The following is a 2,864-nucleotide window of genomic DNA, read 5'->3' on the forward strand; positions in this document are numbered from 1 at the left end:
CCATCGTAGGACTCTTGAAATCCATGGATATCGAAGTAGAGAATTATGGAACGGATGCCAGCGATAGTGTGGATTATCCGGATTTTATTCATCCTGTCGCACGGGATATTGATGAGAACAAGGCGGATCTCGGCATAATTATATGTGGCAGCGGAAACGGGGCCGCCATGACCGCAAACAAGCATCAGAAAGTAAGGGCTGCCCTTTGCTGGAATAAGGAGATCACTTCCCTTGCCAGGGAACACAACGATGCGAATATACTGAGCCTCCCTGCACGCTACCTTTCCCTACCACAGGCACTGGAAATGGTACAGACCTTTATCAACACTCCTTTTGAAGGGGGAAGGCACGAACGAAGAGTGGAAAAAATCCCCTGCTCCTAATTATATATGCATCAGCATCACGGACATAACCACGAACATGCCCACCCTGATCTGAAGGGGAGGAACCTGTTCATATCCATTTTACTGAACATCCTGATAACGGTCTCCCAGGTCATAGGGGGGATAATTTCAGGAAGTTTGGCGCTGTTGTCTGATGCGCTCCACAATTTTAGTGATGTTCTGTCTTTACTGATCAGCTACATCGCCACCTTACTCGCTAAAAAAGAAGCTTCTGCAAATAAGACATTCGGGTACAAACGCGCTGAGATAATAGCCGCTTTCGTCAATAGTGCAACCCTTATCGTAGTGGCCATTATCCTGATCATCGAAGCGGTGGAACGCTTCATGGAACCCCAGCCCATCGGATATAACCTGGTGATATGGTTGTCTCTGCTTGGCATATTGGCTAACGGTTTTAGTGTTTTATTGATAAAAAAAGATGCGGACCGGAACATGAACATGCGTTCTGCCTACCTGCATTTACTTACAGACATGATGGCTTCGGTTGCTGTGTTGGTGGGTGGATTGCTGATGAAATTCTACGGGGTGTTCTGGATCGATCCACTGCTTACGATACTCATCGCCCTGTACCTGATCTATATGGGGTATGACTTACTAAAAGCTTCTACACGGGTGCTGATGTTGTTTACACCAGAAACTATTGAGGTGCAAAAGATTGTTGAGGCCATATCTCAAATTCCCAGGATCAAAAACGTACACCATGTACATATCTGGCAATTGAATGAAGATGAGGTGCACCTGGAAGCCCATATCGATTTTACCGAAGACATCAACCTCTCTGAATTTGACCTTATCCTGGACAAGATCGAGGAAGAGGTCTACCACAAATTCGGGATCAACCATGTGAACATACAGCCCGAATTCGGGAAATGTGACAGTAAAAAACTGATAGTACAGGATTAAGGCATGCAGGTTTTTACAAAATCATTTGATGAACTCAGCCGGGAAGAACTCTACCAGCTACTGCAATTACGGAGCGAGGTATTTATTGTGGAGCAGGAATGCGCCTACCAGGATGTGGATGGCAAAGATGATATCGCCCTGCATGTTCTCGGGTATAAGGGTGAAGAACTGGTTGCCTATACCCGATTTTTTCCTCCCGGGGTATATGACGCTTCGGCCCGAATCGGAAGGGTAGTGGTGCGCGACGCATACCGGGGCAGGGGTTTAGGTGTTGATATCATGATGGCTACCATGGAGGCGGTTAAAAAATACTGCCAGACGGACAATATGAGCTTATCTGCCCAGACCTATCTGATCCGATTTTACCGGGATCTGGGCTTTAAAGAGACCGGTGAGGAATACCTGGAAGACGGGATCCCGCATGTATTGATGGTTAAGTCTGGATCAGAGGGTAGAGTAATCATCTGAAGATCCCATGGGATCAGGATGGAAAATATTTCCTCAGTATATTTTTTACGCTGACATAATAGGAACGCCCAAAGAGGTTCAGGTGGACGAGCAGGTAATACAATTGATAGATATCGGTCCGTTCATGCTCATTGGGAAACACCGTTCCCTGTGAGGCGTAGCCTTCGTAAAACTCAGGGCCAAACCCACCAAACAAACGGCTCATGGCCAGGTCCACTGCCGGGTCCCCGAAATACACAGCGGGATCGATCAGGTAAGGCTCTCCGGCAGAAGAGATCAGGTAGTTTCCGCTCCACAGATCCCCATGCAGCAAGCCGGGTTGCTCCCGTTGGAGATAAGGCCGCAGTTTTTCCATGAGTTCCGACACTTCTGGCACCTCTGCATGCTGCAGCCTGTTACGGGACAAGGCCAATTTAAACTGGGGCATCAGCCTTTCATTTACATAAAAGGACAACCAGGAAGAATGCTGTTTGTTGGATTGGGGCAGGCTGCCGATATAATTGTCAGAAGTATAGCCAAAAGCGCTGTCCGTATTCTGGTGCATACAGGCCAGTTGTTCCCCCAGCAAGCGCATTTCATCTGCAGAAGGGGATTTACTTGCTATAAATTCCATCCCTAAGCAGGCCTCATCAACTAATTCCTGGCAAAAGAATACCTTGGGGGCTTTGACCGTGCCGGTAGTTCGGATATGGTCCAGGCCCGCTTTTTCTGCCCGCAGCATGGACAGCCCGGCATTCCCTGACATGAACTTGCAAAACAGCCGGTCTTCAGCAGTTTCCAGTAGGTAGGCACGGGCAATATCACCGCCAGAAACAGCCTGCCAGCTCAGGATGCGCGTTCCCAAAACCTGTTCCAGCCTGTCCTTGGATTCCGTTCGCATTACAAGGGAAATATCTGATGGGTGCGGGCCACCTGAAATCCATTTTTTACCACCTCTTTGCTAGCAGCGCTCTCCGGATCCAACAAGGGGTTGGTATGGTTGAAATGTATAAAGTGGACCTTGGCTTTTTCTTCGGTAGGCAATGCCTCGAACAACGCCATACTCTCAATTACAAAAGGGTGGGGGATCTCCTTTATGTCGCGGTTGTT

General features: G+C 48.2%; 4 protein-coding genes and 1 pseudogene. 3 read left to right on the forward strand and 2 right to left on the reverse strand.

Translation table 11 applies throughout. The annotated features are described in order from the left end of the window. Nucleotides 1-2: 2 nt before the first annotated feature. From AC4E7D_RS13520 to AC4E7D_RS13530, 3 genes are read left to right on the forward strand one after another with little or no spacing between them, the layout of a single operon-like run. A complete protein-coding gene (locus AC4E7D_RS13520) occupies nucleotides 3-383 on the forward strand; it encodes an RpiB/LacA/LacB family sugar-phosphate isomerase (RefSeq protein WP_490174310.1) in 381 nt (126 codons plus the stop codon). 6 nt (nucleotides 384-389) lie between these two features. Next, entirely contained in the window at nucleotides 390-1,307 is a 918-nt protein-coding gene (locus AC4E7D_RS13525; protein WP_490174311.1) for a cation diffusion facilitator family transporter, read from the forward strand. A 3-nt stretch (nucleotides 1,308-1,310) separates the two neighbouring features. Continuing rightward, nucleotides 1,311-1,775: a GNAT family N-acetyltransferase gene (locus AC4E7D_RS13530; RefSeq protein WP_490174312.1), complete on the forward strand. Its 465-nt coding sequence runs from the start codon at nucleotides 1,311-1,313 to the stop codon at nucleotides 1,773-1,775. A 13-nt stretch (nucleotides 1,776-1,788) separates the two neighbouring features. Here the strand turns inward: AC4E7D_RS13530 and AC4E7D_RS13535 are convergent, their stop codons facing one another. Continuing rightward, entirely contained in the window at nucleotides 1,789-2,655 is an 867-nt protein-coding gene (locus AC4E7D_RS13535) for a fructosamine kinase family protein (RefSeq protein ID WP_490174313.1), read from the reverse strand. Then, nucleotides 2,655-2,864 (reverse strand): annotated as a pseudogene (locus AC4E7D_RS13540) (MBL fold metallo-hydrolase); the annotation flags it as partial. The pseudogene AC4E7D_RS13540 and the gene AC4E7D_RS13535, both read right to left, overlap by 1 nt.

The sequence above is a fragment of the Lentiprolixibacter sp. genome, assembly GCF_982873095.1.